A 23,904-nucleotide genomic window follows, 5' to 3' on the forward strand; every position below is an offset into this window, starting at 1 on the left:
GGGCCTGGCCATGCTCCTCAACCTGTTCAACGAACTGCGCGCAGCCAAGGTGCCGGTGTCGCTGCGCGAACTGCTCGACCTGCTCGACGCCCTGCAGCAGCGTGTGGTCTTCGCCGACATGGACGCGTTCTACTACTTGGCCAGGGCCATTCTGGTCAAGGACGAACGGCATTTCGACAAGTTCGACCGCGCCTTTTCCGCCTATTTCAACGGTCTGGAACGCCTCGACCATCACCTCGAGGCGCTGATCCCCGAAGACTGGCTGCGCAAGGAGTTCGAGCGTTCGCTCAGCGCCGAAGAGCGTGCGCAGATCCAATCCCTGGGCGGGCTGGACAAGCTGATCGAAGCCTTCAAGCAGCGCCTGCAAGAGCAGAAGGAACGCCACGCCGGCGGCAACAAATGGATCGGCACCGGCGGTACCAGCCCGTTCGGCTCGGGCGGTTTCAACCCCGAGGGCATTCGCGTGGGCGATGCCGGGCAGCGCCAGGGCAAGGCGGTCAAGGTGTGGGATCAGCGTGAGTACAAGAACCTCGACGACCAGGTCGAACTGGGCACACGCACCATCAAGATGGCCCTGCGCCGCTTGCGCAAGTTCGCCCGTGAGGGCGCCGCCGAGGAACTCGACATCGACGGCACCATCGACCATACCGCCCGCGATGCCGGGCTGCTGAACATCCAGATGCGCCCGCAACGACGCAACACCGTCAAGCTGCTGTTGCTGTTCGACATCGGCGGCTCGATGGACGCCCACGTCAAGGTCTGCGAGGAGCTGTTCTCGGCCTGCAAGACCGAGTTCAAGCACCTGGAGTACTACTACTTCCACAACTTCGTCTACGAGACGGTGTGGAAGAACAACCTGCGCCGCAACGCCGAGCGCTTCGCCACGTTCGACCTGCTGCACAAGTACGGCGACGACTACAAGGTGGTGTTCGTCGGCGACGCCGCCATGGCGCCGTATGAAATTACCCAGCCGGGCGGCAGTGTCGAGCACTGGAACGAAGAAGCGGGTTATGTGTGGATGCAGCGCTTCAGGGAGAAATTCCGCAAGATCGTGTGGATCAACCCGTATCCCCGGCAGACCTGGGACTACACCGCGTCCACGCACCTGGTGCGTGAACTGATGGAAGACCGCATGTACCCGCTGACCTTGCAGGGCCTGGAAGAGGCGATGCGCTACCTGTCGAAGTAGCGCGACCATTCATCCGCGATGGGCCTTACCGCCAACGTTGCAGATACGCCTGCTGCTCGCGCCATGCAGTGTCCTGCACCACCGCCCTGAAGCGCACTACCGCCCCCGGCATGCACTGCGCCAACTGCGCCAGCGCCAGGGGCGTGAGTGCCCCGAGTCGCGGATAGCCGCCGATGGTCTGGCGGTCGTTGAGCAGCACGATCGGCTGCCCATCCGGCGGCACCTGCACGGCGCCCAGGGGAATGCCTTCGGAAATCATCGGCGGTCCTTGGTACACCAAGGGCGGCCCCAGCAGACGGCTGCCCATGCGGTCCGCTCGGCTGTCCAGGGTCCAGTCGCGGTTGAACGCCTCGAACAGGCTAAGGCCGCTGAACGCGCCGATCTGCGCGCCCATCACCAGGTCCAGTTGTGGCTTGGCCGAAGGGGTCGGGCGCAGGGCGGCAGGCACCTCACGCACCGCTGGCGTGCCCTCGCCGAAGCGCAACGTCTGCCCTTTGGCCAATGGCCCGCCGCAGCCGTCCAGGCCGCCGAGTTGCTCACGTGCCACGGTGGCGCAACTGCCCAGCACCGCCGCCCCGTGAAAACCGCCGGGCGCAGCCACGTAGGCGCGCACGCACTGACGGGGCTGCCTGAGGGTCAGGCGCTGGCCTTTACCCAAGGCCAGGCTGCGCCAAGGGGCAACTGGCTGGTCATCGACGCGCGCGTCCAGGTCGGCGCCGGCCAGGGCCACCACGCAGTCCTGCTCGGCCAGCACCGTGAAACCGCCCAGCGCCACTTCCAGCACCGGGGCGTCCAGGGCATTGCCCAGCAGCCAGTTGGCCCAGTACATCGCCACCCAGTCCAGCGCGCCCCCCTGGGTCACGCCCAAATGCCGCACACCCAGGCGCCCGCCATCCTGCAACTGGCACAGGGCGGTGCTGGCCTCGATCGTCAACTGCTTCATGCGTAGGTCTCCTGCGGGCGATCGTCGCCGCCCAGGGCGATGAACTCGGCGTGCGACACGGCCACGAAACGCACCCGGTCACCCGGCTGCAACAGGCTGTAGCCGTCACGTTCACGGTCGAACAGGCGCACCGGGGTGCGCCCGAGCAGGTTCCAGCCGCCCGGCGACACCGCCGGATAGGCCGCCGTCTGCCGCTCCGCGATCCCCACGCTGCCAGCGGCTACGCGCTTGCGTGGCGTACTCAGGCGCGGCGTGGCCAGGCGCTCGTCCACCAGGCCCATGAAGCCGAAGCCCGGCGCGAAGCCCAGGGCGAACACCGGGTATTCGCGCTCGCTGTGCAGTTGCACGACCTCCTGTTCGCTCAGGCCACTGCGTGCGGCCAGCAGGGGCAGCTCGGGACCGACGCTGGGGTGGTACCACACCGGGATCTCATGGCGGCGTCCGCTGCTGCCTGCGTCAGGCGCAAGTCCCGCCAGCGCCTGGTCGATGCGCGCCCGCGCCGAGGCCGGGGCCAGGTCGGACTGCAGCATCAGCGTGGTGTAGGACGGCACCAGGTCGATCAGGTGCGCGCCGAACGCCGCGCGCAGGCGCTGGCTGGCGGCGAGGATCCACGGCATGTTGGCCTCGTCGATGACGTCGAACAGCCGCACCATCAGGCTGTCGATGGCCACCACTTCGATACGCGGGTTCATCGCGGCGCCCTCATGCCTGCAACGCATCCAAGGCCTCGCGGATCTGCCGGACGGCCGCCACCGAGCTTTCGTTGTCACCATGCACGCACAGGGTGGCGGCGTTGAGCCGCAGCGCGCTGCCGTCATCGGCCACCAGCGCCTCACCGCGCGCCAGGCGGACAGCCTGCTCCACGACCAGTGCCGGATCGTGATGCACGGCGCCGGGCAGGCGTCGCGACACCAAGTGACCGCTGGCGGTGTAGGCGCGGTCGGCGAAGGCCTCGAACCACAGCGGCACGCCAACCTCCTCGCCCAAGGCCTGCGCGGCGCTGTCGTCGGCGGTGGCCATCAGCATCAGCGGCAGACCAGCCTCGTACGCCGCCACCGCTTCGAGCACGGTCCGCAACTGACGCGGGTCGGCCATCATGTCGTTGTACAGCGCGCCATGGGGCTTGACGTAGGCCACGCGCCCGCCGAGCACCTTGCAGATACCGTCCAGCGCGCCTATCTGGTAATGCAGCAGGTCACGGATTTCCTCGCTGCTGCAGGCCATGGAGCGGCGACCGAAGCCGTTGAGGTCGGGGTACGCCGGGTGTGCGCCGATGCTGACGCCATGCTCCAGCGCCAGGGCGACGGTGCGGCGCATGGTGCCGGGATCGCCGGCATGGTAGCCGCAGGCGATGTTGGCGCAGTCGACGAAGGGCATCACCTCGGCGTCCAGGCCGGTGCGCCAGTTGCCGAAACTTTCGCCCATGTCGCAGTTGAGCAGCAGGCGTTGGCGGTGTGTCGAGGGGTTCATCAGGGCCTCGTCTTGTTGGTATGGTTCGGGGCGAGCCGCGCTGCGGCGTGTGCGTCATTGTCGGAACGCCGCGCAACCGGCGTCCAATGAGAAAAACCTGCGGTCTGGAACAAGAAAAACCGATCGCCCAGCCTTGCGAGCCCTCCATGAACCTGCGCTTTCTCGAAACTTTCGTCTGGGTCGCCCGGCTCAAGAGCTTTCGCCTGACGGCCGAGAAGCTGTTCACCACCCAGGCCTCGGTGTCCAGCCGCATTGCCGCGCTGGAGGCCGACCTGGGCGTGAAGCTGCTGCTGCGCGACTCGCGCGGGGTGAGCCTGACGCCCGAAGGCAGCCGCGTGCTGGAATACGCCGAACGCATGCTCGACACCGCCCAGGCGATGAAGCAGTCGTTGGGCGCCGAGCGCACGCGGGTGGGCCGAGTGCGCCTGGGCATCATGGACACGGTGATCCACACCTGGATGAGCGCGCTGGTGGCCGAGCTGACCGCGCGCTATCCGCAGGTGGAGATCGAACTGGTCGCCGACACCGCGCTGAACCTGCGCGAGCACCTGCACAAGGGCTTCGTCGATGTGATCCTGCAGACCGACCTGCTGCGTGAAGCATGCATTCGCAGCCTGGACCTGGCGCGCTATCCCATGGGCTGGATCGTCGCCAGCGGCTCGGCCCTGCACCGCGAGTACGCCGACCTGGCCGAGCTGGCACGCGAGCGAATCCTCACTTTTTCACGCAACTCGCGTCCGCATCAGGACGTCGCCAGCCTGCTGCAGGCGGCGGGCGCGCACAGGTTGCGGCTCAATTGCGTGAATTCGGTGTCGGCGATCACCCGACTGCTGCGCGACGGCTTCGGCGTCGCTGCACTGCCCCCGGCGCTGGTGGCCAGCGAGCTGGCACGGGGCGAATTGGCCTTGCTCGACGGCCTGCTGGCGCCGCCGAGCCTGGAACTGGTGGCGTCCTGGCAGACCGGCGTGGATCTGGTGGAGGAAGTGGTGGGTGTGTGCCGGCAGGTGCTGGCGCGCTACGCGCAGGAGGCGGGCGAGCGCAGGATCGTGCTGGTGCAGGCAAGTAGAGCCTAGCGCCAGCTCTCCTTCACCGCGCCCCGCCGACCACCGAGGATCACCCAGCCGATGCCCAGCAAAAGGCTCTCGACCAGCAGCGCCAGCAGGAACCCGCAACCGATGCCCCAGCCGATCGCCTCGGGCACCAGCAGGATCTGGTAGCTGTAGCCCTTGAGCGTTTCCTCGCGAAGCTGCGGATCGGCCTGCGCCACGACATGCCAGGTACGGCTGACCCAGTTGCCCTGCAACGCCTGCCACTCGCTCTCCAGCAACTGGTTACGGGTCATCAGGCTTTCGATGCTGTTGGCATCGCTGTTGAACACCGGGTCGTCGCTGCTGCGGTAGTGCCGCAGCAGCGCTTGCAGATCGCCGTTGAAGAAGCGCTCGGCGGTTTCCTGGAAGCCCGCCAGGGCCTCGCGCGACTCGAGCATGTGCGCTTCGACGCGCTGACTGTAGTCCTTGACCAACCCCGGCACCTGAATGCCGGCCAGCAGGCCGACGGTGAACAGCAGCAACCGCAGGTAACTTCTGAACATGCTCGCTCCTCAGCCGTTGGCGACGCACTCGCCATGGCGCCACAGGGCCCACTGGCCGGGGGTATAGCGCTGCCAGGTTTCGTTTTCGGTGAGCGCCTCGGTGGCGATCACCGTGACCACGTCGTTGGGGGTGGTTTGCGACTGGAAGTCGACGATCAGGTCGACATCCTTCAGGCGCGCGGCGCCAAACGGGGCGCGCCGGGTGATGTGTACCAGTTTGGTGGAGCAGTAGCAGAACAGCCAGTCGCCGTCGCTGAGCAGGCAGTTGAACACGCCTTTGTCACGGTAACCGGCGCACGCCTCGACCAGCACCGGCAGCAGCGCCTCGGCTTCGACCGGCTCGGGGAAGGCCTCGCGCACGCGGTTGAGCAAGTCGCAGAAAGCCGCTTCGCTGTCGGTGTCGCCCACAGGGCGGTAAAAGGTCTTCTCGCCGACGAAGCCTGCCAGTTGACCGTTGTGCGCGAAGCACCAGTTACGCCCCCACAACTCGCGAACGAACGGGTGGGTGTTGGACAGGCAGACCTTGCCGACGTTGGCCTGGCGGATGTGGCCGATGACCACTTCGCTCTTGATCGGGTAGCGCTGCACCAGGTTGGCCACTTCCGATTCGCTGCTGGCGGTCGGGTCCTGGAACAGGCGCAGGCCACGCCCCTCGTAGAAGGCGATGCCCCAGCCGTCGCGGTGCGGGCCGGTGCGCCCGCCGCGCTGCATCAGGCCGGTGAAGCTGAAAACGATATCGGTCGGGACATTGGCGCTCATGCCCAGCAATTCACACATCGACCAGCGCTCCGTGTCAGATCCGGGGTTCGACGCGACCGCCGCCATTGGCGGGACGGCGCGGTGCCGGGGCGGGCGGCTCGCTGCGGTAGCGGTCGCGCGGGTCGACCTGCGGGGCATCGTCGACCATCGCCTCGTCTTCGGCGGCGCGTCGGCTGGCAGCGGCCTCGGCCCGCGCCTTGCGCTCGCGAGCACGCTTTTCCAGCGGCCAGCGCACCAGCACGAACAGCAGGTACAGGGCGAAGGCGATCATGCCGTACATGGCCAGGTCCGACGCCGCGCGCCAGGCGTTGTTGCCCACCTTGAACGCCAGGTCCAAGGCGGTGATGGCAATGGCCGGGGCGAAGCTGTCCTTGACCGGATCGACGATGGTGGGGCTGAACAGCAGCACGGCCACCAAGACCCGCAGCGGCTCGCGCAGCCAGCGCCACATCCAGCCGGTGAGCTTGAAGGCCACCAGCAGGCAGCCCACGGCAGCGACGGCGTAGAGGCCCCAGGCCAGTGTGTAGTCTTGTTCGATCATGGTGTCCGTGCAAGGCAGGCGAAGAGGTGCCTATGATAAACACTTTTAGGGGCACAGGTGCCCTTTCCATCTCGGGACATTTCATGCCTATCAGACCCCAGCCCCCCATCGCCCGCCAAGCCCCCGGCCACGATCCCTACGCCTGGTTGCAGGAACGCGACAACGCCGAGGTACTGGCCTACCTGGAGCAGGAAAACGCCTACCAGCAGGCGTGCCTGGCCGACCAGGCCGAACTGCGCGAGCAGCTATTCGAGCAGATCAAGGGCCGCATCCTGGAAACCGACCTGTCGCTGCCCTCGCCCTGGGGCCCTTTCCTCTACTACACCCGCACCACCGCCGGCGACGAGTACCCACGTCACTACCGCTGCCCGCGTCCGGCCGACGACAGCCTGCAGGTCGACGAAAGCGCCGAGCAGTTGCTGCTCGACCCCAATGCCCTGGCCGAGGGCGGCTTCCTGGCCCTGGGCGCGTTCAACGTCAGCCCCGACCATCGCCTGCTGGCCTACAGCCTGGACACCCGTGGCGATGAAATCTACACGCTGTACGTCAAGGATCTGGACACCGGCGCCCTCACCGCCCTGCCCTTCGACGACTGCGACGGCAGCCTGACCTGGGCCAACGACAGCCGCACCCTGTTCTTCGCCGAAGTGGACGAGACCCACCGGCCCTGGCGCCTGCTGCGCCACACCTTGGGCGAGGCCGACGCGACGCAGGTCTTCGAAGAGTCGGACGGACGCTTTTTCCTGCACTGCTACCGCAGCAGCTCGGAGCGTCAGTTGGTGCTGCTGCTCAACAGCAAGACCACCAGCGAGGCCTGGGTGCTCGATGCCCAGACGCCCAAGGCGCCCTTCACCTGCCTGGCGCCACGGGTCGAAGGCCACGAATACTTCCCCGACCACGGCCAACTCGACGGCCAATGGCGCTGGTTCATCCGCAGCAACCAGGATGGCATCAACTTCGCCCTGTTCCATGCGCCCGCCGACCGTGTTCCCACCCACGCCCAGTGGCAGGTGCTGGTGCCGCACCGCAACGAGATCATGCTCGAAGGCCTTAGCCTGAATGCCAGCGCGCTGACGCTGAGCCTGCGCGAAGGCGGTCTGCCGATCATCGAGGTGCATCCCCAGGGTCTGCCGGCCTACCGCGTCGAACTGCCGGACGCGGCCTACAGCTTGTACGTGCAGGACAGCCTGGAGTTCGCCAGCGCGTCTATCCGCCTGCGCTACGAGGCCCTCAACCGCCCCGCCCAGGCGCGCCAGTTGACCCTGGCCAACGGCGCGCAGCAGGTGCTCAAGCAAACGCCAGTGCTGGGCCCATTCGATGCCGACGACTACGTCAGCCAGCGCCTGTGGGCCACCGCGGCGGACGGCACGCAGGTGCCGATCAGCCTGGTGCGCCGACGCCAGGACCTGGGCCGCAGCGTGCCACTGTACCTGTATGGCTACGGCGCCTACGGCGAAAGCCTGGACCCCTGGTTCTCCCACGCCCGCCTGAGCCTGCTCGAGCGCGGCGTGGCCTTCGCCATCGCCCACGTGCGCGGCGGCGGTGAGCTGGGCGAAGCCTGGTATCGCGCCGGCAAGCAGGCGCACAAGCAGAACAGTTTCGACGACTTCATCGCCTGCGCCGAACACTTGATCGCCCAAGGCGTGACCCGCTCCGAGCAGTTGGCGATCAGCGGCGGCAGCGCCGGCGGCCTGCTGATCGGCGCCGTGCTCAACCAGCGTCCCGAGCTGTTCCGTTGCGCCATTGCCGAAGTGCCCTTCGTCGATGTGCTCAACACCATGCTCGACCCCGAGCTGCCGTTGACCGTCACCGAGTACGACGAGTGGGGCAACCCCGAAGAGCCCGAGGTGTACGCGCGCATCCAGGCCTATGCGCCCTACGAGAACGTCAAGGCCCAGGCCTACCCGGCGATGCTGGTGGTGGCTGGCTACAACGACAGCCGCGTGCAGTACTGGGAGGCGGCCAAGTGGGTGGCCCGGCTGCGCACCCGCAAGACCGACGACAACCTGCTGCTGCTCAAGACCGAAATGGGCGCCGGCCACGGCGGCATGAGCGGGCGCTACCAGGGCTTGCGCGACGTGGCCCTGGAGTACGCCTTCGTGCTCGATGAGCTGGGCGTTACGCGCTAGCGTCAGTCGCTTTTGACCGGCGGCGCGGGCGACAGGCCCGGCAAGGGCTGATCCTTCGGCGGCCCTGGCTTGGGCATGGGCGGCAACAGCGGCCCGCCCGCCTCGCTGCCGCCGGCCTTCGGCGGCACGCTCGGGGTGATCTGTGGATAGGGCGTGGGCGTGGGCGTACCGGGCGCACCGGGCGCCGGGGCCAAACCGCCCGAAGGCTGGCCGGCAAGCGCGGCGCACGGCGCGGCGAGCAGCCACACACTGGCAAGCAGTACAGGCAACATCGATCACCTCCCGTCCGGAACCTGCCTACAGGCTACGCCCAATCGCGCGCGTTTGCCTGTGCGCTGCACCGCAGTCGCGCTAGACTCAGCGCAACCACCGTCATAGCCCTGATAACGATAAAGGTAACACCATGAGCTCGGCCTCCACCTCCGCCGCCACCGCCCGTCTCGACCGCATCCTCGCCGACGCCAAGCGCGACAAGGAAATGGGCTACCGCGACAAGGCGCTGAAGATGTACCCGCACGTCTGCGGACGCTGCGCCCGTGAATTCGCCGGCAAGCGCCTGTCGGAACTCACCGTGCACCACCGCGACCACAACCACGACAACAATCCCCAGGACGGCTCGAACTGGGAACTGCTGTGCCTGTATTGCCACGACAACGAACACTCGCGCTACACCGACCAGCAATACTTCGGCGAAGGGTCGCTGAGCACGCCCAAGACCAACGTGGCCACGCACAACCCCTTCGCCGGCCTCGCCGCGCTGATGAACAAGGACTGACCGTCCAATCGCGCCCACACGACGTCGGCGAGCCCGTATAATCGCGCTCTTTTTTTGCGAAGGGCCCCGACTCGTGGCGAACAAACGGTACAGCTGCATCGGCCTGTTCAACCCCAAATCCGCGGAAAACGTCGGCTCGGTGATGCGCGCCGCAGGCTGCTATGGGGTCAACTCGGTGTTCTACACCGGCAAGCGCTACGAGCGTGCCCGCGACTTCGTCACCGACACCAAGCGCGTGCACTACGACATCCCGCTGATCGGCATCGACGATCTGCAGCGCATCATCCCGCTGGGTTGCACGCCGGTGGCGGTGGAGTTGGTCGAGGGCGCCCGGCCGCTGCCGGAATACACCCACCCCGACCGGGCGATCTACATCTTCGGCCCCGAAGACGGCAGCCTGGACGACAGCGTGCGCGCCTGGTGCGAGGAAACCATCTACATCCCCACCCACGGCTGCATGAACCTGGCCGCGACGGTCAACGTGGTGCTCTACGACCGCCTGGCCAAGGGCCTGAACACCCGCTCGGGGCCGAAGTTCAAGTAGTGGTGCGCAGCGGCCAGCGCCGCCATGCACAGGACCGCGCGCCTTGGCACCTCCTCACGACGCGTTGATCCAGATGGTCTTGAGCTCTGTGTACTGATCGTGCGCCCAGATCGACTTGTCGCGCCCACCAAACCCGGACTCCTTGTAGCCGCCGAACGGCGTCGAGGCATCCCCTTCGCCGAAGCAGTTCACCGTCACCACACCGGCGCGGATTTCCCGCGACAGGCGCAATGCGTTGCGCAGACTGCCGGTATAGGCGGATGCGGCCAGTCCATAGACCGTGTCGTTGGCGATCTCGATCGCCTCGTCGAGGGTCTTGAAACTGGTCACGCTCAGCACCGGGCCGAAGATTTCTTCGACGAACAATCGGTTGTCCCTGCTCACGTTGTCGACGATGGTCGGCTGCACGAATACCCCAGCCTGGGTTTGCCCGCCCTGAACCACAGCAAGCTGCTGTTCAGCCGCATACGCCAGATACGACTTGACCTTCTCGAAGTGCGCCTTGCTGACCATCGCCCCCAGACGATTCTGCGGATCGAGCGGATCACCCAGCTTCCAGTCCTGCAGATGCTTGCCGATCAGCCCCAGCAGCGCGTCCTTGACGTCCTCGTGAACGATCAGCCGCGAAGACGCCGAACAGTTCTCACCCATGTTCCAGAAAGCCCCGGCGGTCACGAACTGGGCCACCTCGTCGAGGTTCTCGCAATCGTTCATGACCACCGCAGGGTTCTTGCCGCCCAGCTCCAGGACGACGCGCTTGAGGTTGGATTCCGAGGCGTACTTGAGGAACAGCCGGCCGGTGTCGGTCGAACCGGTGAAACTGACCATCGAAATGTCCATGTGCCGGCCGATGGCCTCGCCCACTTCGCGGCCGCCGCCCGGCACCAGGTTGAACACCCCCGCCGGAATGCCCGCCTCATGGGCCAGTTCCGCCACACGCAGGGCGCTGAGCGTGGTTTCCTTGGCCGGTTTGACCACGATCGAGCAGCCCGCAGCCAACGACGGAGCGATCTTCCAGGCCAGCATCAGTAGCGGAAAGTTCCAGGGCAGCACCAGGCCGACCACGCCGATGGCTTCGCGCACCACCAACGTCACCGCGTCGTGACCGGTGGGCGCGGTCGCGTCGTAGATCTTGTCGATCAGTTCCGCGTGCCAGCGCAGGGTATGAATGGTTTCCGGGACATCGACGGTCTGGCATTCGCTCACCGGTTTGCCGCTGTCCAGGCTTTCCAGCACTGCCAGCTCATGGGCATTGTCCTCCAGCAGTTGGGCGAACCTGAGCAGCAAGCGCTTGCGCTCGCCGGGCTGCAGCTTGGACCAGGAGCCGGCCTCGAACACGCGCTTGGCAGCCGCCACGGCCACGTCGACGTCGTGCCTGTCGCAGGCGGCAACTTCGACCAGTGGCTGGCCGGTGGCCGGATTGGTGGTGACGAAGGTTCTGCCGCCGATCGCATCGCGGAACTCACCGTCGATGAACGCCTGCGTGCGCGGTTGCAATCTGGCAGCGATGGCCGCGTATTCGGCCTTGCTCAACAATGGGGCCATGGTCCTGTTCTCCTCAATTGATCTTGGCGATGGTGGCCTTGAGTTCACTGACCACTTGGGCGAGCGCTTGCTGCTCGGCCACGTCGAGGTCTTGCAACGGCTTGCGCACTCCTGCGCTCTTCAGGCCATTGAGCGCCACGCCATGCTTGATCGACTGCACGAACTTGCCGCCCTCGAGGACCTCCATCAGCGGCATCAGGGCGGCCATGATCCGGCGGCCCTTGTCGAAGTTCTTCTCGACCACGCAGGCCTCGTACAGCGCCACATGTTCACGCGGGATGAAGTTGGAGCCGGCGCAGACCCAGCTCTTCGCGCCCCAGGCGAAGAATTCGAGGGCCTGATCGTCCCAACCGCAGGACAACTGGATGTGGGGCCGGCGCGTCGCCAAGCGGTGCAACTGGCCCATGTCACCGGAGCTTTCCTTGATGGCGACGATGTTTCCGACTTCAGCCACGGCGTCGAAGAACGCATCGCCCATGCCCACGCCCATGCGGCCTGGGTAGTTGTAGAGCATGATCGGTAAACCGGAGGCGGCGTCCACCGCCTTCACGTGCAACGCGATTTCCTGCTGGGTGGGCAGTGCATAGGGTGGGGTTCCGACCAGCAGTGCGTCGGCCTGGATCTGCCTGGCGTGTTCGGCGAAGGCCACCGCATCTTCGGTGCGAATGCCACCGGTGCCGACGATCAGCGGCAAGCGCCCGTGGAGCACATCCTTGGCCTTGGCAGCCAGGTCGATCCGCTCCTGGGCGGTGTGCGCGTAGTACTCCCCGGTCGAGCCGCCGATGATGACGCCATGGATTTTCGCCTCGACCAGGTATTCGAGGACTTCGGCGAATGCAGCCATGTCGATCGAGCCATCGGCAGCCAGCGGGGTGATAGCAGGGGTGTAGATACCTTCGAAGTGCATGACGGGTTCTCCTGTGAATGCAAAGGGTGTCGGCCGCACCGAGACACTGGCGCGGCCGGAAGGATCAGCTCAGCGAGGCTGCTTGTTGCAGATTCAGCGAACGGGTTTCAGGCGCCAGCGCCCAGGACACGACCAGGCCGAGCAAGGTGACCGCCGCAGCGGCGTACATGGTGAAGGCGATGCCGTAGCGATCGAGCACTATCGGCACCAGCCAGGTACCGATAGCCGCACCGACCCGTGACAGCGACGTCCCCACGCCGACGGCGTTGGCGCGGATCTCGGTGGGGAACAGTTCGTTGGGGTACACCAGTTGCAGGACCTGGGCGCCACCGATGAACAGCGCATAGGCACCGAACAAGGCGAGGATCAGCCACTCGGCGCCGGCGTGGAAAACGCCCAGCCCCAGCAATGCCAGGCCCGACCAGAAGAAGCTGTGGATCAGCATGCTGCGCCGGCCCATGCCATTGATCAGGCGCGTGGCGATGATGCACCCGACCACGAACAGCAAGGTGATCGCCACCGAGCCGAACGAGGCCCAGTCCCCTTTCAGGTTGAGCGCGCCGAGCACCTTGGGCGCGAAGGCGTACACGGCGAACACCGGGATCACCGAGCAGGACCAGAACACGGCGACGAACATCATGCGTTTGCCGTAGCCCGAGTGCAGCAGGCTGCGAAATGACAGCGTCTGCTGCTCGGGCTCCTCGGGCAGGTTGAGCAGGCTGAAATCGTTGCCGTATACGCTGCGAATCACGGCCTCGGCTTGCTCCGCTCGCCCTTTGCTGAGCAACCAGCGTGGCGACTCGGGCGTGCCGATGCGCACCACGAACAACAGCGCACCGATCAACGCCGGGCTGGCCAGCACCAGACGCCAGGCATCGTCGCCCCCCTGGCGCAGGAGGAAATCGCCGAGCATGTAGGCGAAGGCGGCACCGGCGAACCACAGAATGGTCAACGTGGCCAGGCGCGGACCGCGGTTGCGCTTGGGCAGAAACTCGACCAGCAGCGAGGTCGCTACCGGGTACTCGATACCGACCGCGACGCCCACCACGAAGCGCAGCAGGAACAGCGCCATTGCCGACTCCACCCAGAACTGGCTGAGCGAAGCGAGAATGAACAAGGTCGGACCGACGAAGAACACCCGCTTGCGACCGAAACGGTCGGTCAGCCAGCCGCCCAGGAAACCACCGAAGAAAATGCCGATCAGCGCCGACGCGGCAATCATGCCCTGCCAGAAGCTGTCCAACGACAGTCCGGCGGTCATCTGCACCATGGCGACACCGATGATGCTCAGCACGTAACCATCGACGAAAGAGCCACCGCCGGAACGCACGGTGAGCCACTGATGAAAGCGATTAAGCGGTACGTCTTCGATTGATACAGTATTCGTTGTCATTATTTTTCCCCTGCCAATATCGAACGCAGGCCGTTTTCAGGACGCACGAACCCGCGACACTGAACTTGGCGTCAGCGACGGGAGCCCGAAGTTGTTCTTCGAACCGAAACAGCACGCAATGGAAAGTGCAGGCCGGACTTACCGAGTCCAGCGAATATCAAGTGATGTCGAACGCTTCAATGCCCTTCAGCTTTCTTGCCCGGCGCGGTATTGCCCCCACTTCAGATTGAAATTGAGCCCCAGCGACACCAGCGGCGCCGGGGGGTTGGCACTGGGTCCAGGCGTGTCGAGGACGAACTGGATCAATTCATTGCGTTGGCCTGCCAACCAGTCGCCGAGCAACTTTCCGGTCGCCGTGCCACGGGTCACGCCCAAGCCATTGCAGCCCAACGCACCGTAGACATTGGGCGCCAACTTGCCGAAATGCCCCATGTGATTGCGCGACATCGCCAATGCACCACCCCAGGTGTATTCGAACGGCAGCGCCGGCAACATCGGAAACCGCCGGGCAAAGGATTGGCGATGCCGCTGGGCGACCCGGGCGAGGTATCTGGCGTTGGCCCGACCGTCCGGGTTGAAGCTGAAACTGTTGCGGATCAGCAACCGGTTATCCGGCGTGCGGCGCACCGTGGTGCCGAAAGGATCGGCCGGAATCAGCCCCCAGTAGGGCTTGCCGCCCAGGCTCGCCTGCTCTTGCGCCGTCATCGGCCGAGTCAGGCTGGCGTAGGTGAAGACCGGCAGCATGCGGCCTTTGAGAAATCCGAAATTCATACCAAAGGCGTTGGTGGTGAGCACCAACTGATCGGCCGTGATCGACCCTCGCGCATGGGTGAGCACCGTCTTGGCGCCGTACTGCACGTCGGTGATCGGCGTATGCTCGTACAGCGTCACGTTGGCCGGCAAGTTATCGGCCAGCCCCTTGACCAGCGCCGAGGGCTGGATCAAGGACGTGCCGGGGGTGAACAGCGCCTGGCGATAAAAATCGGTCCCGATGTGCTCCGGCAGTTCGCCGGCCTCGAGCATCTGATAAGGCTGATCGAGCCGGTCCAGGCCGCGGCGGTAAGCCTCGAGCACGGCAATGCCGCGTGGCTCGACAGCGGCCTGGTACTTGCCGCAATGCGTCATCTGGCACTCGATGGCGTAGCGCTCGACCAGTTCCTTGAGAAACGACTGGCCGCTGAGGTTGAGCTTGAGCGTCTTGCGGGCGATGGCGATATCACCGATGTAGTCTTCAGCGCCGATGTCATGGGGCAAGTCGATGGCGAAGCCCGCGTTGCGCCCGGATGCGCCATAGCCGACCTCCTGGGCTTCGATCAGCACCACCTGATCGTCAGGAAAATGCACAGCCAACTGACGCGCGGCGGCAAGCCCGGTAAAGCCGGCGCCGACCACGACCCACCGCGCCTGACTATGGCCGCTGTGGGCAGGCGCGACGCGGCGGCCTTGGCTGAGGTGATACCAGCCACAGGTGCTGTCGTCGGCGGGCAACGAGGTGATCTTTGTCATGTAGGAACCCGATATTGTTGTTAGCGTCTGTTCCTCATCACGCTCGCCCCTGCCAGCGTCCTGCCGGCGTCCAGGGTGACGGTGAGTGCTGCAGCTACAAGGCCAATGCCACTTCCATTCCCTGGGGCGCCGCGTATTCGGCCATGCGGCGCCGGGACAGCTCGAAGTGCTCGCGCACCAGCTCCCCAGCAGTCTGTGGATCGCGACCCTCGATCGCTTCGATCATCTGATCGTGCTGCACGCAGGCCAGCTCCAGGTCGCGCTGCATGTCATCGGTGGTCGGGTGACGGTAGAAAATCTTGCCCAGGCGGGTGTGGTCGATCAGCAGCCGTCGCAGGCTGGGCATCAGGTAGTCGTTGTGCGCCATCTTGCCGATCTGCAGGTGGAAAGCGTCGTTGTAGAGCACGCGGTTCTCCACATCCTGTTGCTCGATCGCCGCACGAAACAGCGCCTGTATTCCCTTGAGCTCGTCGATTTCTTCGGCACTGGCATGGGTCGCCGCCAATTGCGTGGTGGCGATGTAGATCAGCGGCGCAGCCAGGAAAAAGCTGTGCAGAGAGTCATGGTTCATCGCCGCAACGCGCGGGGCGCGATTGGCTTCAAGTTCGATGTAGCCCTCGGCAGCGATCTGACGCAGCAGTTCACGCACTGGCGGTCGCGACAAACCGAATTCTTCGCACAGTGCCAGCTCGTCCACGCCGGCACCGGGCGCCAGCTCCATGCTCAGAATGCGTCGGCGCAGGGCATCGGCCAGCACCGCCTTGCGATCAGGCGCGACTGTGGGGGCGTGGTGGTCATCGTGACTGACGTTCATGGCGGCTTTTCGAGTGCTCATAGGTCTATATCTACAATTTGTATAACGAATATAGGGACGCTTTAGACAATGTGTCTACAGCGAATCAGGCGAGGGGTCGGCCTCAGACAAAGGCGTCGCTATTTGACCATAAGTGGGTGTCGGCGCGAGGTAAACCCGCGTCTTGGCCAGACCTCGACGCAATGTATACACAAAGAATACAATCAGTCGCGCGCGCTTTTTCCTCCTCTTTCACTTTGCGAGGCGCCTCACGTTGATTGCCAAGAGAACGTTCGGTTCGGCCCTGCATGGCCCCAACTCCCGCTTCATTCCTGCCGACCTGGAGACCGACGGCCCTGCCCTGAACGTAGGCTTCCTGCTGCTGGAGCACTTCTCCCTGTTGGCCTTCACCCAGGCGCTGGACGCACTGGTCACCGCCAACCTGATCCAGCCCGGCGCCTTTAGCCACAGCACCTGCAGCCTGGATAGCGCAGCACTGACCAGTGACCTGGCCATCCTGATCGGCCCTAGCGCAAGCCTGAGCGAATGCGTGGCCCAGCCGTTGGACCTGCTGGTGATCTGTGGCGGGCTACGGACCCCGTTGACGTTGCCCGAGGATCTGGCGACAAGCTTGCAGGAACTGGCCCGCCGAAAGGTGGCTCTGGCCGGCCTGTGGAACGGTGCCTGGTTCCTCGGCCGGGCTGGGCTGCTCGACGGCTATCGATGTGCGGTACACCCAGAACATCGCGCGGCGCTCGCCGAAATTGCGCGCCATGGACAAGTGAGCAGCGAGGCCTACTGCATTGATCGCGACCGGCTCAGCGCGGCCAGTCCGGCGGGTGCGTTGAGCATGATGCTGGAGTGGATCGGCCAGCGCCGGGGCCCTGCCCTGGCCGAAGGCATCACAGCCATTCTTGCCTTCGAGTCCTCGCGCTACCGACGTACGACTCCGGCTGCGCAAGCCAACATCAGCGAGCCGCTGCGCGAAGCGATTACCCTGATGAGCGCCAATCTCGAGGAGCCGCTCAGCCAGGACCAGCTCGCGGCATACGTCGGACGCTCCAAACGTCAGATTGGTCGGCTGTTTCAGCGTCAACTCAACACCACACCGGTGCGCTACTACCTGGAGCTGCGGATCACCGAAAGCAGGCGCCTGCTGCAACATTCGGATCTGCCGATCATGGAGGTCGCCGTCGCCTGCGGCTTCGTCTCGGCCAGCCACTTCAGCAAGTGCTATCGATCGTTCTTTGGCTATGGGCCTTCTCGGGAAAAACGCCAGGGCTGCGTCAAGGGCGGCCGACGCCCTGCGAGCCACGCTCACTGAGTCCGCAGCCCACCACGCGCACGGGCCGCTGAGCGATTGTACTGAACGCCAGTCGTGCCCCTGGGTCAGCTGATGAACCCACCCCATCAGGAGATTCTCCCATGTTCGATATCCACTCACCCGCTGCCGAGCACGATCACAACGTCACAGGCTGGGAACGCGTCAGCTCGCTGGCCGGTGGTGCACTGATGGTCAGCAAAGGCATGCGCCGTGGTGGCCTGATCGGCCTGCTGCAGGTGACGGTTGGCGGCCTCGCGCTGGCCCGTGGGCTCAAAGGCCAGTGCCAGGCCAAGGCGTGGCTGCAGAAACAGCGCGCGGACTACCGTCGCCTGAACGCCGAGATCGATCGCGGCGCCGCCGAGCTCAGGGCACTCAAGGACAGCGCCGAATCGGCCACGCGCACAGTGACCGTGACCGGCAAGGATCCACTCAGCGAGGTCTGAGGGCGGCCGCTCAGCGCAGCAGTTTGCTCTGCAGGACGTCGGACTGGCGCCCCAGCACACGCTCGCTGATCTGCACGAATTCCTCCGTGCTCACGCTGGGCAGACGCATCAGGGCACGGGTGACGTCGTCCAGCGAGCGCTGGTCGTGGGTGTGCAGACGAATCTCGCGATCCAGCGCCTGTAGCAGCAACACGCCGCGGGCCACCTGCGCCGCGTCGGCCTGATCGCCGCGCAGCGTGCCTACTTGGGCGCTGTCGTTCTGCAGGCGTGCTTGCACGACGCGGTAGCGGTCGTCGCTGAGTCCGCCAGCGCGGCGCAGCAATTCGGTGGCGTAGTAGTCGGTGAGGCTCTCGCCCAGCCAGTCGCTGCGCTCGCGGTCCTTGATCTGCGCGAACACCTGCACCAGTTCGCGCAGCATCGCACTGCTACCGTTCTCGCCAATCAATGCACGGCCGCTGTGCAGGTACAGCGAGTTGTGAGAGGCCCGAGCGCCGCGCATCACGTCGTCACGCGCGCCGACCACCAGCAGCTTGGCCGGCGTTCGCGGGAACACCGCCTGCACCTGCGGCCACACGAACGTGAGCAATGTCAGGGTGTCCATGCGTCGCATGCCCTGCCCTTGCGGCGCGGCCACCGTCACTTCGGTATCGCCCAGGCGGGCGCGTCGACTGCCCAGGTTGCCCGCCAGCATCCAGCCAGTGGGCCGGTCGAACAGCCGCGAGACGTCATCGATACGGAACCTGCGCTTGCCGATGCGCGGCCAGGCCGTCTCCACGCTTTGCCAGCCCGACGGCAGCTCGAAACTCAGGCGCGCCACCAGCTCGGTGCCGTCCTGCTGATCCAGGCGTGCAGCCGGCACCAGTTGCTCACCGCGCCACAACGCCCAGTGTGGCGTGATCCGCGATTCGTGGGCGCTGTTCGCCGGTTTGACGTCCAACTGCACCCGGTAGCTGAGACGGGTCTTGCCGGGGCCGGGTTGCCAGACGCCACGACCGTCGTGCGCCTGCCACTGGCCGTCGGCCTGGAAATCGCTGTAGACGCCCTGACGCCCGAGATCGAAGTCCAGGCTGCGCACGGCGCTGCCATCGGCCAGGGTCACACGCACCTCAGCCTGGCCGCTTTTGGGCAACAGGCGCACCTGATAATCCAGATCGACCTTCTTCGCCCAGGCCGGCACGCTGACCAGCAGACCTAGCAGCAACAACCACGGGCGCATATTCAGGTTCCTCGTTCGGCAACAGGACAGACGCCGGGGCTCAACCGGCGCGGAAAATCAGATGGTCTTCCCAATCGTCTTCGTCGACATCGTTCTCGCTGAACATGCGTCCGGATTGGGAAATGCGCTGCTCATGGACTTGCTCGCGATCGCCGCATACCAGGTGATGCCAGGCCGGCAGGTCCTTGCCCTCACTGACCAGACGATAGCCACAGGTGGTCGGCAGCCACTTGAACTGGTCGGCCTTGCCCGGCGTGAGCTGGATGCAATCGGGCACCTGGGCGAAGCGCCCGGGGTAGTCGCTGCACTGGCAGGATTTCAGGTCCAGCAGTTTGCAGGCGATACGCGTGTAGTAAATGCTGTTGTCGTCCTCGTCTTCGAGCTTCTGCAGACAGCACAGCCCGCAGCCGTCGCAGAGCGATTCCCACTCGTGCGCATCGAGCTGGTCGAGGGTCTTGCGCCGCCAGAACGGCGCGGTATCGGCGATCATCAGACAGGTTCCTGCAGTCACGGAAAAGGCCGCGGCGCGCGGCGGCGCCAGTCTAGAGCCTGTCCCGACGCAATGCCAGACCGCCGGTCAGCGCCCAGACCCTGCGCTGGCCGGGGGAAACGGGTTAATAGCCTCGGGCGAAATCCACTTCGCCGCGCACAGGCTGCCCCGCCGTGTAGGCCCGCAGGTTGTCGATGAACAGTCGCACCATGGCCTCGGGCGAGGTCGGTGCCGAGCTGTGCCCGGTCAGCAGCAAGCCCCAGGCGGTCCAGAACGGATGGCGCTGCGGCAGCGGTTCCTGACGGCACACGTCGATCACCGCACCGGCCAGGTGACCGTTCTTGAGCGCCTCGACCAGGTCGGCATCGACCACCGCCACCCCGCGTCCGGCATTGATGAACAGCGCCGTGGGCTTGAAGCGCTGGAACAGCGCGGCATCGTACAGGTCGTGGGTGGCCGGGGTGTCGGGTAGCAGATTGAGCACGTAGTCGACCTCTGCTACCCGCTGCGGCAGCGCCTCCAGCCCGGCCACTTCGACGAACGGTGCCTGCTCGCGCGGTGTACTGGCGATGCCGTACAGGGTCACGCCGAACGGCAGCAGGAACTCGGCGACGCGCTGGCCGATGTCGCCGGTGCCGACGATCAGCACCTTGCGCCCTTGCAGGCTGTTTCCCGGGCGACCATCCCAGCGCCGCTCCACCTGGCTGACCAGGCGCGCCAGCACGTCACGCTCGTGAATCAGCATGTAGGTGAGCATGTATTCGGCCATGACCTGGCCGAAAATGCCCACGGCGCGGCTCAGCCGATAGTCGCGCGGCAGGCCCTCGGCCAGCAGCGGGGTGATACCGGCCCAGGTGGACTGCAGCCAGGCCGGGACGTGCCCCTGGCGCAGCAGGCTGGCGACCAGGTGCGGCTCGCCCAGCCATACCGGGCACTGCGGCGCCTGACGCGCCAGCTCGGCGGAATCGCCACTGGTCAGGACCTCCAGGTCCGGTGCCAGCTCGCCCAGCAGGCGAGCGTATAGGGCATGATCCTGTTCAGCGATCAAAACGCGCATTTCTAGAAAACCTTGACGTACGACGCAGGCGGTCCGTCAGCGGCCGCCTGGATGGGGGTGATCAAACCCGGCTCAGGCCGGATCGTTACGGCGCAGCAATTCTTCGGGCAGGTGCTCGATGTACTCGTCCTGGGGCGGTGGCATCTGCAAGTGATAGCCCTGGCTTTCGAGGTTTTCCAGCACCTTGGCGATGTCCTCGCGGGCCAGGGTGCGCTCTGGGGACAGCACCAGGTCGAAGGCATGCACCGGGGCGCCGAAGAACGGCAGCAGCGCCTCGGGCACGCGCGCCAAGCCATCGGCCTTGAGCACGTAGAGGTACATTTCCTGCTTGCGCGGACTCTTGTAGATCGAACAGATACGTTTCATGGCGTCTCTCCGGCACCTGCCAGGTCAGCCAGCAGGGCCTGGCCCATGCGTTCGCGGCGCCAGCCGCGCAGCGATTCGGGCAGTTGGTAGGGGCCGTTGGGATAGCCGCTCTTGAGCAGGGCTTCCAGGGATTTCTTGCGCAGCATCAGTTCCGGCGCGATGCCCAGGCGTTCACCTTCGGCCTGGCCGATGGCGCGCAGGCGCTTGATCAGGCCGGCGGCCTCGATGGGCAAAGGCTCGGCCAGCACCGCCGGCCATTGCTCGGGCGGTTGGCTGGCAGCGTCCTTGATCAGCTTGAGCAGCGTTTCGCCGTCCTGGCGGATGGTGCGCGGATGCATGTCCTCGATCTTGGCCAGGGCCGAGAGGTTGTCCGGCTGACCTTTGGCCATGGGCCAAAGTGCGTGCTCCTTGAGGATGCGATTGCGCGGCACGTCGCGGCTGCGGGCTTCGCGCTCGCGCCAGGCACACAGCTCGCGCAGCACAGCGAGCTGCTGCGGACCCAGCTTCCAGGCCAGCTTGACCTCGCGGTAGAGCGTCTGCGGATCGACCTCGCGGCGCATCTGCGCCACCAGCTCGGCACCGTCTTCCAGCACCCAGGCGTACTTGTCGTCGGACAACCGCGGGCGCAGGGCTTCGAACAGCTCGGCCAGGTGCACGGCATCTTCGGCGGCGTAGCTCACCTGGGTGTCGGACAACGGTCGCTGCAGCCAGTCGGAGCGGGTCTCGCCCTTGGGCAGTTCGATACCGAGCACGTCCTGGACCAGGCGCGAATAGCCCATGGAAAAGCCGATGTTCAGATAGCCGCCCGCCAACTGGGTGTCGAACAGCGGCTGCGGCAGTTTGCCGGTCAGGCGCAACAGCACCTCGAGGTCTTCGCTGCAGGCGTGCAGCACCTTGACCACCGTGCTGTCTTCGAGCAACTCGCCCAGCGGCTGCCAGTCGCGGATTGCCAGCGGATCGATGAGGTAGGCCCGTTGACCGTCGCCGACCTGAACCAGGCCGGCCTTGGGATAGAAGGTGTCGACCCGCATGAACTCGGTGTCGACGGCCACGAAAGGCAGTTCGCGCCAGGCCCGGCAGCGTTCGGCCAAGGTCTGGTCGTCACGGATCCAGTGTATTTCGATGGCCACGAGGCTCTCCCACAAACATTGGCGCGCAGTATATACGGCGCGGGCACTGCTGGTGAAACCCGGGCCATCCGTGGTGGCGATCAGCGGTCGCGAGCGCGACCCTCAGCTTTTCGCCGTCAACCAGGGCCGACAGCCGGCGAACAGGTCCAGCGACTGCTGGTAGACCTGGGTGTGCACCTGCAACAGGCCGAGCATCGAATGGAACAGGTTGTCCTGGCTCAGCGGCGCATCACGCCGCTTGGCCAGGCAGTCGGTGTCCACCGCGAAGTCCTGCCGGTAGCTGTCGGAGAACCAGGCCAGCAGCGGGATGTGCTTCTGCTGGTCCGGCGCCAGCATGTACGGCGTACCGTGCAGGAACACGTTGTATTCACCCAACGATTCGCCGTGGTCGGAGAGATAGACCATGGCCGTGTCGACCTTGTCCTGGTGTTTTCGCAGGGTATCGATCAGCGAGGCCAGCACCGCGTCAGTGTAGGTCAGGGTGTTGTCGTAGCTGTTGACGATTGCCTCGCGGCTGCACTGGTTCAGGGCGTTGCTGCGGCACACCGGCGTGAAGTGCTCGAAGCCCTCGGGGTAGCGCTTGTAGTAGTCGGGGCCGTGGCTGCCCATCTGGTGCAGGACCAGCACGGTGTCCTGGTCGAGGTTATCGAGCAAGGCATCGAGGTTCTGCAGCAGGATCTGGTCATGGCACTCGCCGCCAGCGCACAGCACCGGGTCCTTCGCCGTGGTCAGGTTGACGTAGTCGAAGCGCGAGCAGGTGCCTTTGCAACCGGACTGGTTGTCACGCCATTTCACCTGCAGGCCGGCGCGGCCGAGAATATCCAGCAGCCCCTCGCGACGGCTGGCCAGGCTGGGGTCGTAGTCCTTGCGGGTCATGCCGGAGAACATGCACGGCACCGACACCGCGGTTTCGGTGCCGCACGAGTGCACATCGGTGAAGCCCAGCAGGCCAGGCTCCTTGGCCAGGCGCGGGGTGGTGTCGCGGGCATAGCCCAGCACCCCGAAGTTCTCGGCGCGAGCACTTTCACCGACCACCAGCACGGTCAGCGACTTGCGCGCATGCTGCTGCCAGGCGGCGTCGCGGCGGGCATCCTCACCGTACTTCTGGAAAGGCCGTGCGGCGCTGCCGAGTTTCTCGCTGGCGTAGGTCAAAGAGGCGCCGACGATGTTGCTCGGGGTGAGCATGAGGCGGATCTCGTGGTGGTTGCGAAACAGCGACGACAGGCCCTGGTAATTGATCAGCGCCACCGAAGCCAGCGCGGTCACGCAGGCCCCGCTGACTACCAGCTTGCCCAGCAGCTCACGGTGCCAGGGGCGATACGCGACTGGCGTCTTCCAGAGCAACAAGGAAGGCAGTACACCGAGCCCGAGCATATACAAGGCAAACTTCAGCGAGAGTAAGTCGCGTACTTCTTCGATGTTGGTTTCCACGACATTGCGGAACATGCCGACATCAATAAGAACGCCATATTGATTCATGAAATAGGCGACCGCCGCGCCGGCCATGAACAGCACGATCAATACCGGCTTCAATACATATTTGAAGGCCAGCAAGGTCAGCAGCAAATTGAAGGCGAACAACATCAGCAAGGCAAACGCCAGGCTCAACCAAAGCCCCACCAAACCGGGGGGTACGATGCTCTCCAGGTGTTTCCAGAGAAACAGATTGAGGCCGATCAGCAGGTACAGGCTGGCCAGCAGCGTGACCCATTCGGTCCGCAGGGATCTGATTTTTATCATGGCGTTCGCCGCTAAAGTTGAGAAACGACCAGGCGCGACCGATCGGGCACCTT

25 protein-coding genes are annotated in these 23,904 nt (G+C 65.4%); 7 read left to right on the forward strand and 18 right to left on the reverse strand.

Translation table 11 applies throughout. The annotated features are described in order from the left end of the window. Positions 1-10: 10 nt before the first annotated feature. Positions 11-1,189 carry a VWA domain-containing protein gene (locus Q7C30_RS15460; protein WP_317872032.1) on the forward strand — a complete coding sequence of 393 codons (1,179 nt, stop codon included), beginning with the start codon at positions 11-13 and terminating at the stop codon, positions 1,187-1,189. A gap of 25 nt (positions 1,190-1,214) precedes the next feature. Here the strand turns inward: Q7C30_RS15460 and Q7C30_RS15465 are convergent, their stop codons facing one another. The 3 genes from Q7C30_RS15465 to Q7C30_RS15475 are packed head-to-tail and all read right to left on the reverse strand — an operon-like array spanning position 1,215 to position 3,602. Next, positions 1,215-2,132 (reverse strand): biotin-dependent carboxyltransferase family protein, encoded by a 918-nt coding sequence (locus Q7C30_RS15465; protein ID WP_317872033.1) that lies wholly within the window; start codon positions 2,130-2,132, stop codon positions 1,215-1,217. Next, positions 2,129-2,824, reverse strand: a complete 696-nt coding sequence (gene pxpB / locus Q7C30_RS15470) for a 5-oxoprolinase subunit PxpB (protein WP_317872034.1) — start codon at positions 2,822-2,824, stop codon at positions 2,129-2,131. Before pxpB ends, Q7C30_RS15465 begins: the two co-directional genes overlap by 4 nt. Positions 2,825-2,834: 10 nt before the next feature. Beyond that, positions 2,835-3,602: a 5-oxoprolinase subunit PxpA gene (locus Q7C30_RS15475; RefSeq protein WP_039576108.1), complete on the reverse strand. Its 768-nt coding sequence runs from the start codon at positions 3,600-3,602 to the stop codon at positions 2,835-2,837. A gap of 146 nt (positions 3,603-3,748) precedes the next feature. Here Q7C30_RS15475 and Q7C30_RS15480 point away from each other — a divergent pair, with 146 nt between their 5' ends. Continuing rightward, positions 3,749-4,675 carry a LysR family transcriptional regulator gene (locus Q7C30_RS15480; protein ID WP_317872035.1) on the forward strand — a complete coding sequence of 309 codons (927 nt, stop codon included), beginning with the start codon at positions 3,749-3,751 and terminating at the stop codon, positions 4,673-4,675. On the opposite strand, the gene Q7C30_RS15485 is transcribed toward Q7C30_RS15480, so the two are convergent. Genes Q7C30_RS15485 through Q7C30_RS15495 form a run of 3 tightly spaced genes read right to left on the reverse strand, consistent with a single transcriptional unit; the run spans position 4,672 to position 6,493 of the window. Further along, positions 4,672-5,193 (reverse strand): DUF2937 family protein, encoded by a 522-nt coding sequence (locus Q7C30_RS15485; RefSeq protein WP_039576106.1) that lies wholly within the window; start codon positions 5,191-5,193, stop codon positions 4,672-4,674. The genes Q7C30_RS15480 and Q7C30_RS15485 overlap by 4 nt on opposite strands. A 9-nt stretch (positions 5,194-5,202) precedes the next feature. Continuing rightward, positions 5,203-5,970, reverse strand: a complete 768-nt coding sequence (locus Q7C30_RS15490; protein ID WP_029613703.1) for a class II glutamine amidotransferase — start codon at positions 5,968-5,970, stop codon at positions 5,203-5,205. Between the two features lie 16 nt (positions 5,971-5,986). Further along, positions 5,987-6,493: a hypothetical protein gene (locus Q7C30_RS15495; RefSeq protein WP_029613704.1), complete on the reverse strand. Its 507-nt coding sequence runs from the start codon at positions 6,491-6,493 to the stop codon at positions 5,987-5,989. A gap of 83 nt (positions 6,494-6,576) precedes the next feature. Here Q7C30_RS15495 and Q7C30_RS15500 point away from each other — a divergent pair, with 83 nt between their 5' ends. Continuing rightward, entirely contained in the window at positions 6,577-8,622 is a 2,046-nt protein-coding gene (locus tag Q7C30_RS15500; protein ID WP_317872036.1) for a S9 family peptidase, read from the forward strand. Between the two features lie 2 nt (positions 8,623-8,624). Here the strand turns inward: Q7C30_RS15500 and Q7C30_RS15505 are convergent, their stop codons facing one another. Continuing rightward, positions 8,625-8,894, reverse strand: a complete 270-nt coding sequence (locus Q7C30_RS15505) for a hypothetical protein (RefSeq protein WP_317872037.1) — start codon at positions 8,892-8,894, stop codon at positions 8,625-8,627. Between the two features lie 131 nt (positions 8,895-9,025). Between Q7C30_RS15505 and Q7C30_RS15510 the strand changes: the two genes are divergently transcribed. Then, entirely contained in the window at positions 9,026-9,397 is a 372-nt protein-coding gene (locus Q7C30_RS15510) for a YajD family HNH nuclease (RefSeq protein WP_029613705.1), read from the forward strand. 73 nt (positions 9,398-9,470) lie between these two features. Beyond that, positions 9,471-9,941: an RNA methyltransferase gene (locus Q7C30_RS15515; RefSeq protein ID WP_029613706.1), complete on the forward strand. Its 471-nt coding sequence runs from the start codon at positions 9,471-9,473 to the stop codon at positions 9,939-9,941. Between the two features lie 54 nt (positions 9,942-9,995). Here Q7C30_RS15515 and Q7C30_RS15520 read toward each other — a convergent pair whose 3' ends face one another. The 5 genes from Q7C30_RS15520 to Q7C30_RS15540 all read right to left on the reverse strand — a co-directional run bounded on the left by Q7C30_RS15520 (position 9,996) and on the right by Q7C30_RS15540 (position 16,106). Continuing rightward, positions 9,996-11,486 carry an aldehyde dehydrogenase gene (locus Q7C30_RS15520; protein WP_317872038.1) on the reverse strand — a complete coding sequence of 497 codons (1,491 nt, stop codon included), beginning with the start codon at positions 11,484-11,486 and terminating at the stop codon, positions 9,996-9,998. Positions 11,487-11,499: 13 nt separating this feature from the next. After that, positions 11,500-12,393 (reverse strand): dihydrodipicolinate synthase family protein, encoded by an 894-nt coding sequence (locus tag Q7C30_RS15525; protein ID WP_317872039.1) that lies wholly within the window; start codon positions 12,391-12,393, stop codon positions 11,500-11,502. A gap of 64 nt (positions 12,394-12,457) precedes the next feature. After that, entirely contained in the window at positions 12,458-13,786 is a 1,329-nt protein-coding gene (locus Q7C30_RS15530) for an MFS transporter (RefSeq protein ID WP_317872040.1), read from the reverse strand. A 186-nt stretch (positions 13,787-13,972) separates the two neighbouring features. Further along, on the reverse strand, positions 13,973-15,292 hold the full coding sequence (locus Q7C30_RS15535; protein ID WP_317872041.1) for an FAD-binding oxidoreductase: 1,320 nt from the start codon (positions 15,290-15,292) through the stop codon (positions 13,973-13,975). Between the two features lie 94 nt (positions 15,293-15,386). After that, entirely contained in the window at positions 15,387-16,106 is a 720-nt protein-coding gene (locus Q7C30_RS15540) for a GntR family transcriptional regulator (RefSeq protein WP_317872067.1), read from the reverse strand. Positions 16,107-16,362: 256 nt separating this feature from the next. Between Q7C30_RS15540 and Q7C30_RS15545 the strand changes: the two genes are divergently transcribed. Next, positions 16,363-17,409 carry a GlxA family transcriptional regulator gene (locus Q7C30_RS15545; protein WP_304484704.1) on the forward strand — a complete coding sequence of 349 codons (1,047 nt, stop codon included), beginning with the start codon at positions 16,363-16,365 and terminating at the stop codon, positions 17,407-17,409. A gap of 101 nt (positions 17,410-17,510) precedes the next feature. Next, on the forward strand, positions 17,511-17,852 hold the full coding sequence (locus tag Q7C30_RS15550) for a DUF2892 domain-containing protein (protein ID WP_039576089.1): 342 nt from the start codon (positions 17,511-17,513) through the stop codon (positions 17,850-17,852). Positions 17,853-17,862: 10 nt separating this feature from the next. Here the strand turns inward: Q7C30_RS15550 and Q7C30_RS15555 are convergent, their stop codons facing one another. From Q7C30_RS15555 to Q7C30_RS15580, 6 genes are all read right to left on the reverse strand, one after another. Beyond that, a complete protein-coding gene (locus Q7C30_RS15555; protein ID WP_317872042.1) occupies positions 17,863-19,068 on the reverse strand; it encodes a hypothetical protein in 1,206 nt (401 codons plus the stop codon). A 40-nt stretch (positions 19,069-19,108) separates the two neighbouring features. Then, positions 19,109-19,558: a YcgN family cysteine cluster protein gene (locus Q7C30_RS15560; RefSeq protein ID WP_039576086.1), complete on the reverse strand. Its 450-nt coding sequence runs from the start codon at positions 19,556-19,558 to the stop codon at positions 19,109-19,111. 124 nt (positions 19,559-19,682) lie between these two features. Beyond that, positions 19,683-20,615, reverse strand: a complete 933-nt coding sequence (locus Q7C30_RS15565) for a D-2-hydroxyacid dehydrogenase (protein ID WP_317872043.1) — start codon at positions 20,613-20,615, stop codon at positions 19,683-19,685. A 72-nt stretch (positions 20,616-20,687) separates the two neighbouring features. Then, positions 20,688-20,981: a YcgL domain-containing protein gene (locus Q7C30_RS15570; RefSeq protein ID WP_029614639.1), complete on the reverse strand. Its 294-nt coding sequence runs from the start codon at positions 20,979-20,981 to the stop codon at positions 20,688-20,690. Next, on the reverse strand, positions 20,978-22,111 hold the full coding sequence (gene rnd, locus Q7C30_RS15575; protein WP_116887741.1) for a ribonuclease D: 1,134 nt from the start codon (positions 22,109-22,111) through the stop codon (positions 20,978-20,980). Before rnd ends, Q7C30_RS15570 begins: the two co-directional genes overlap by 4 nt. Positions 22,112-22,213: 102 nt before the next feature. After that, complete coding sequence (locus Q7C30_RS15580; RefSeq protein WP_317872044.1) at positions 22,214-23,851, reverse strand: phosphoethanolamine--lipid A transferase; 1,638 nt, start codon at positions 23,849-23,851, stop codon at positions 22,214-22,216. Positions 23,852-23,904 lie beyond the last annotated feature (53 nt).

Origin of the sequence: Pseudomonas sp. RAC1, assembly GCF_030658255.1 — a bacterium.
GTDB lineage: Bacteria > Pseudomonadota > Gammaproteobacteria > Pseudomonadales > Pseudomonadaceae > Aquipseudomonas > Aquipseudomonas boreofloridensis.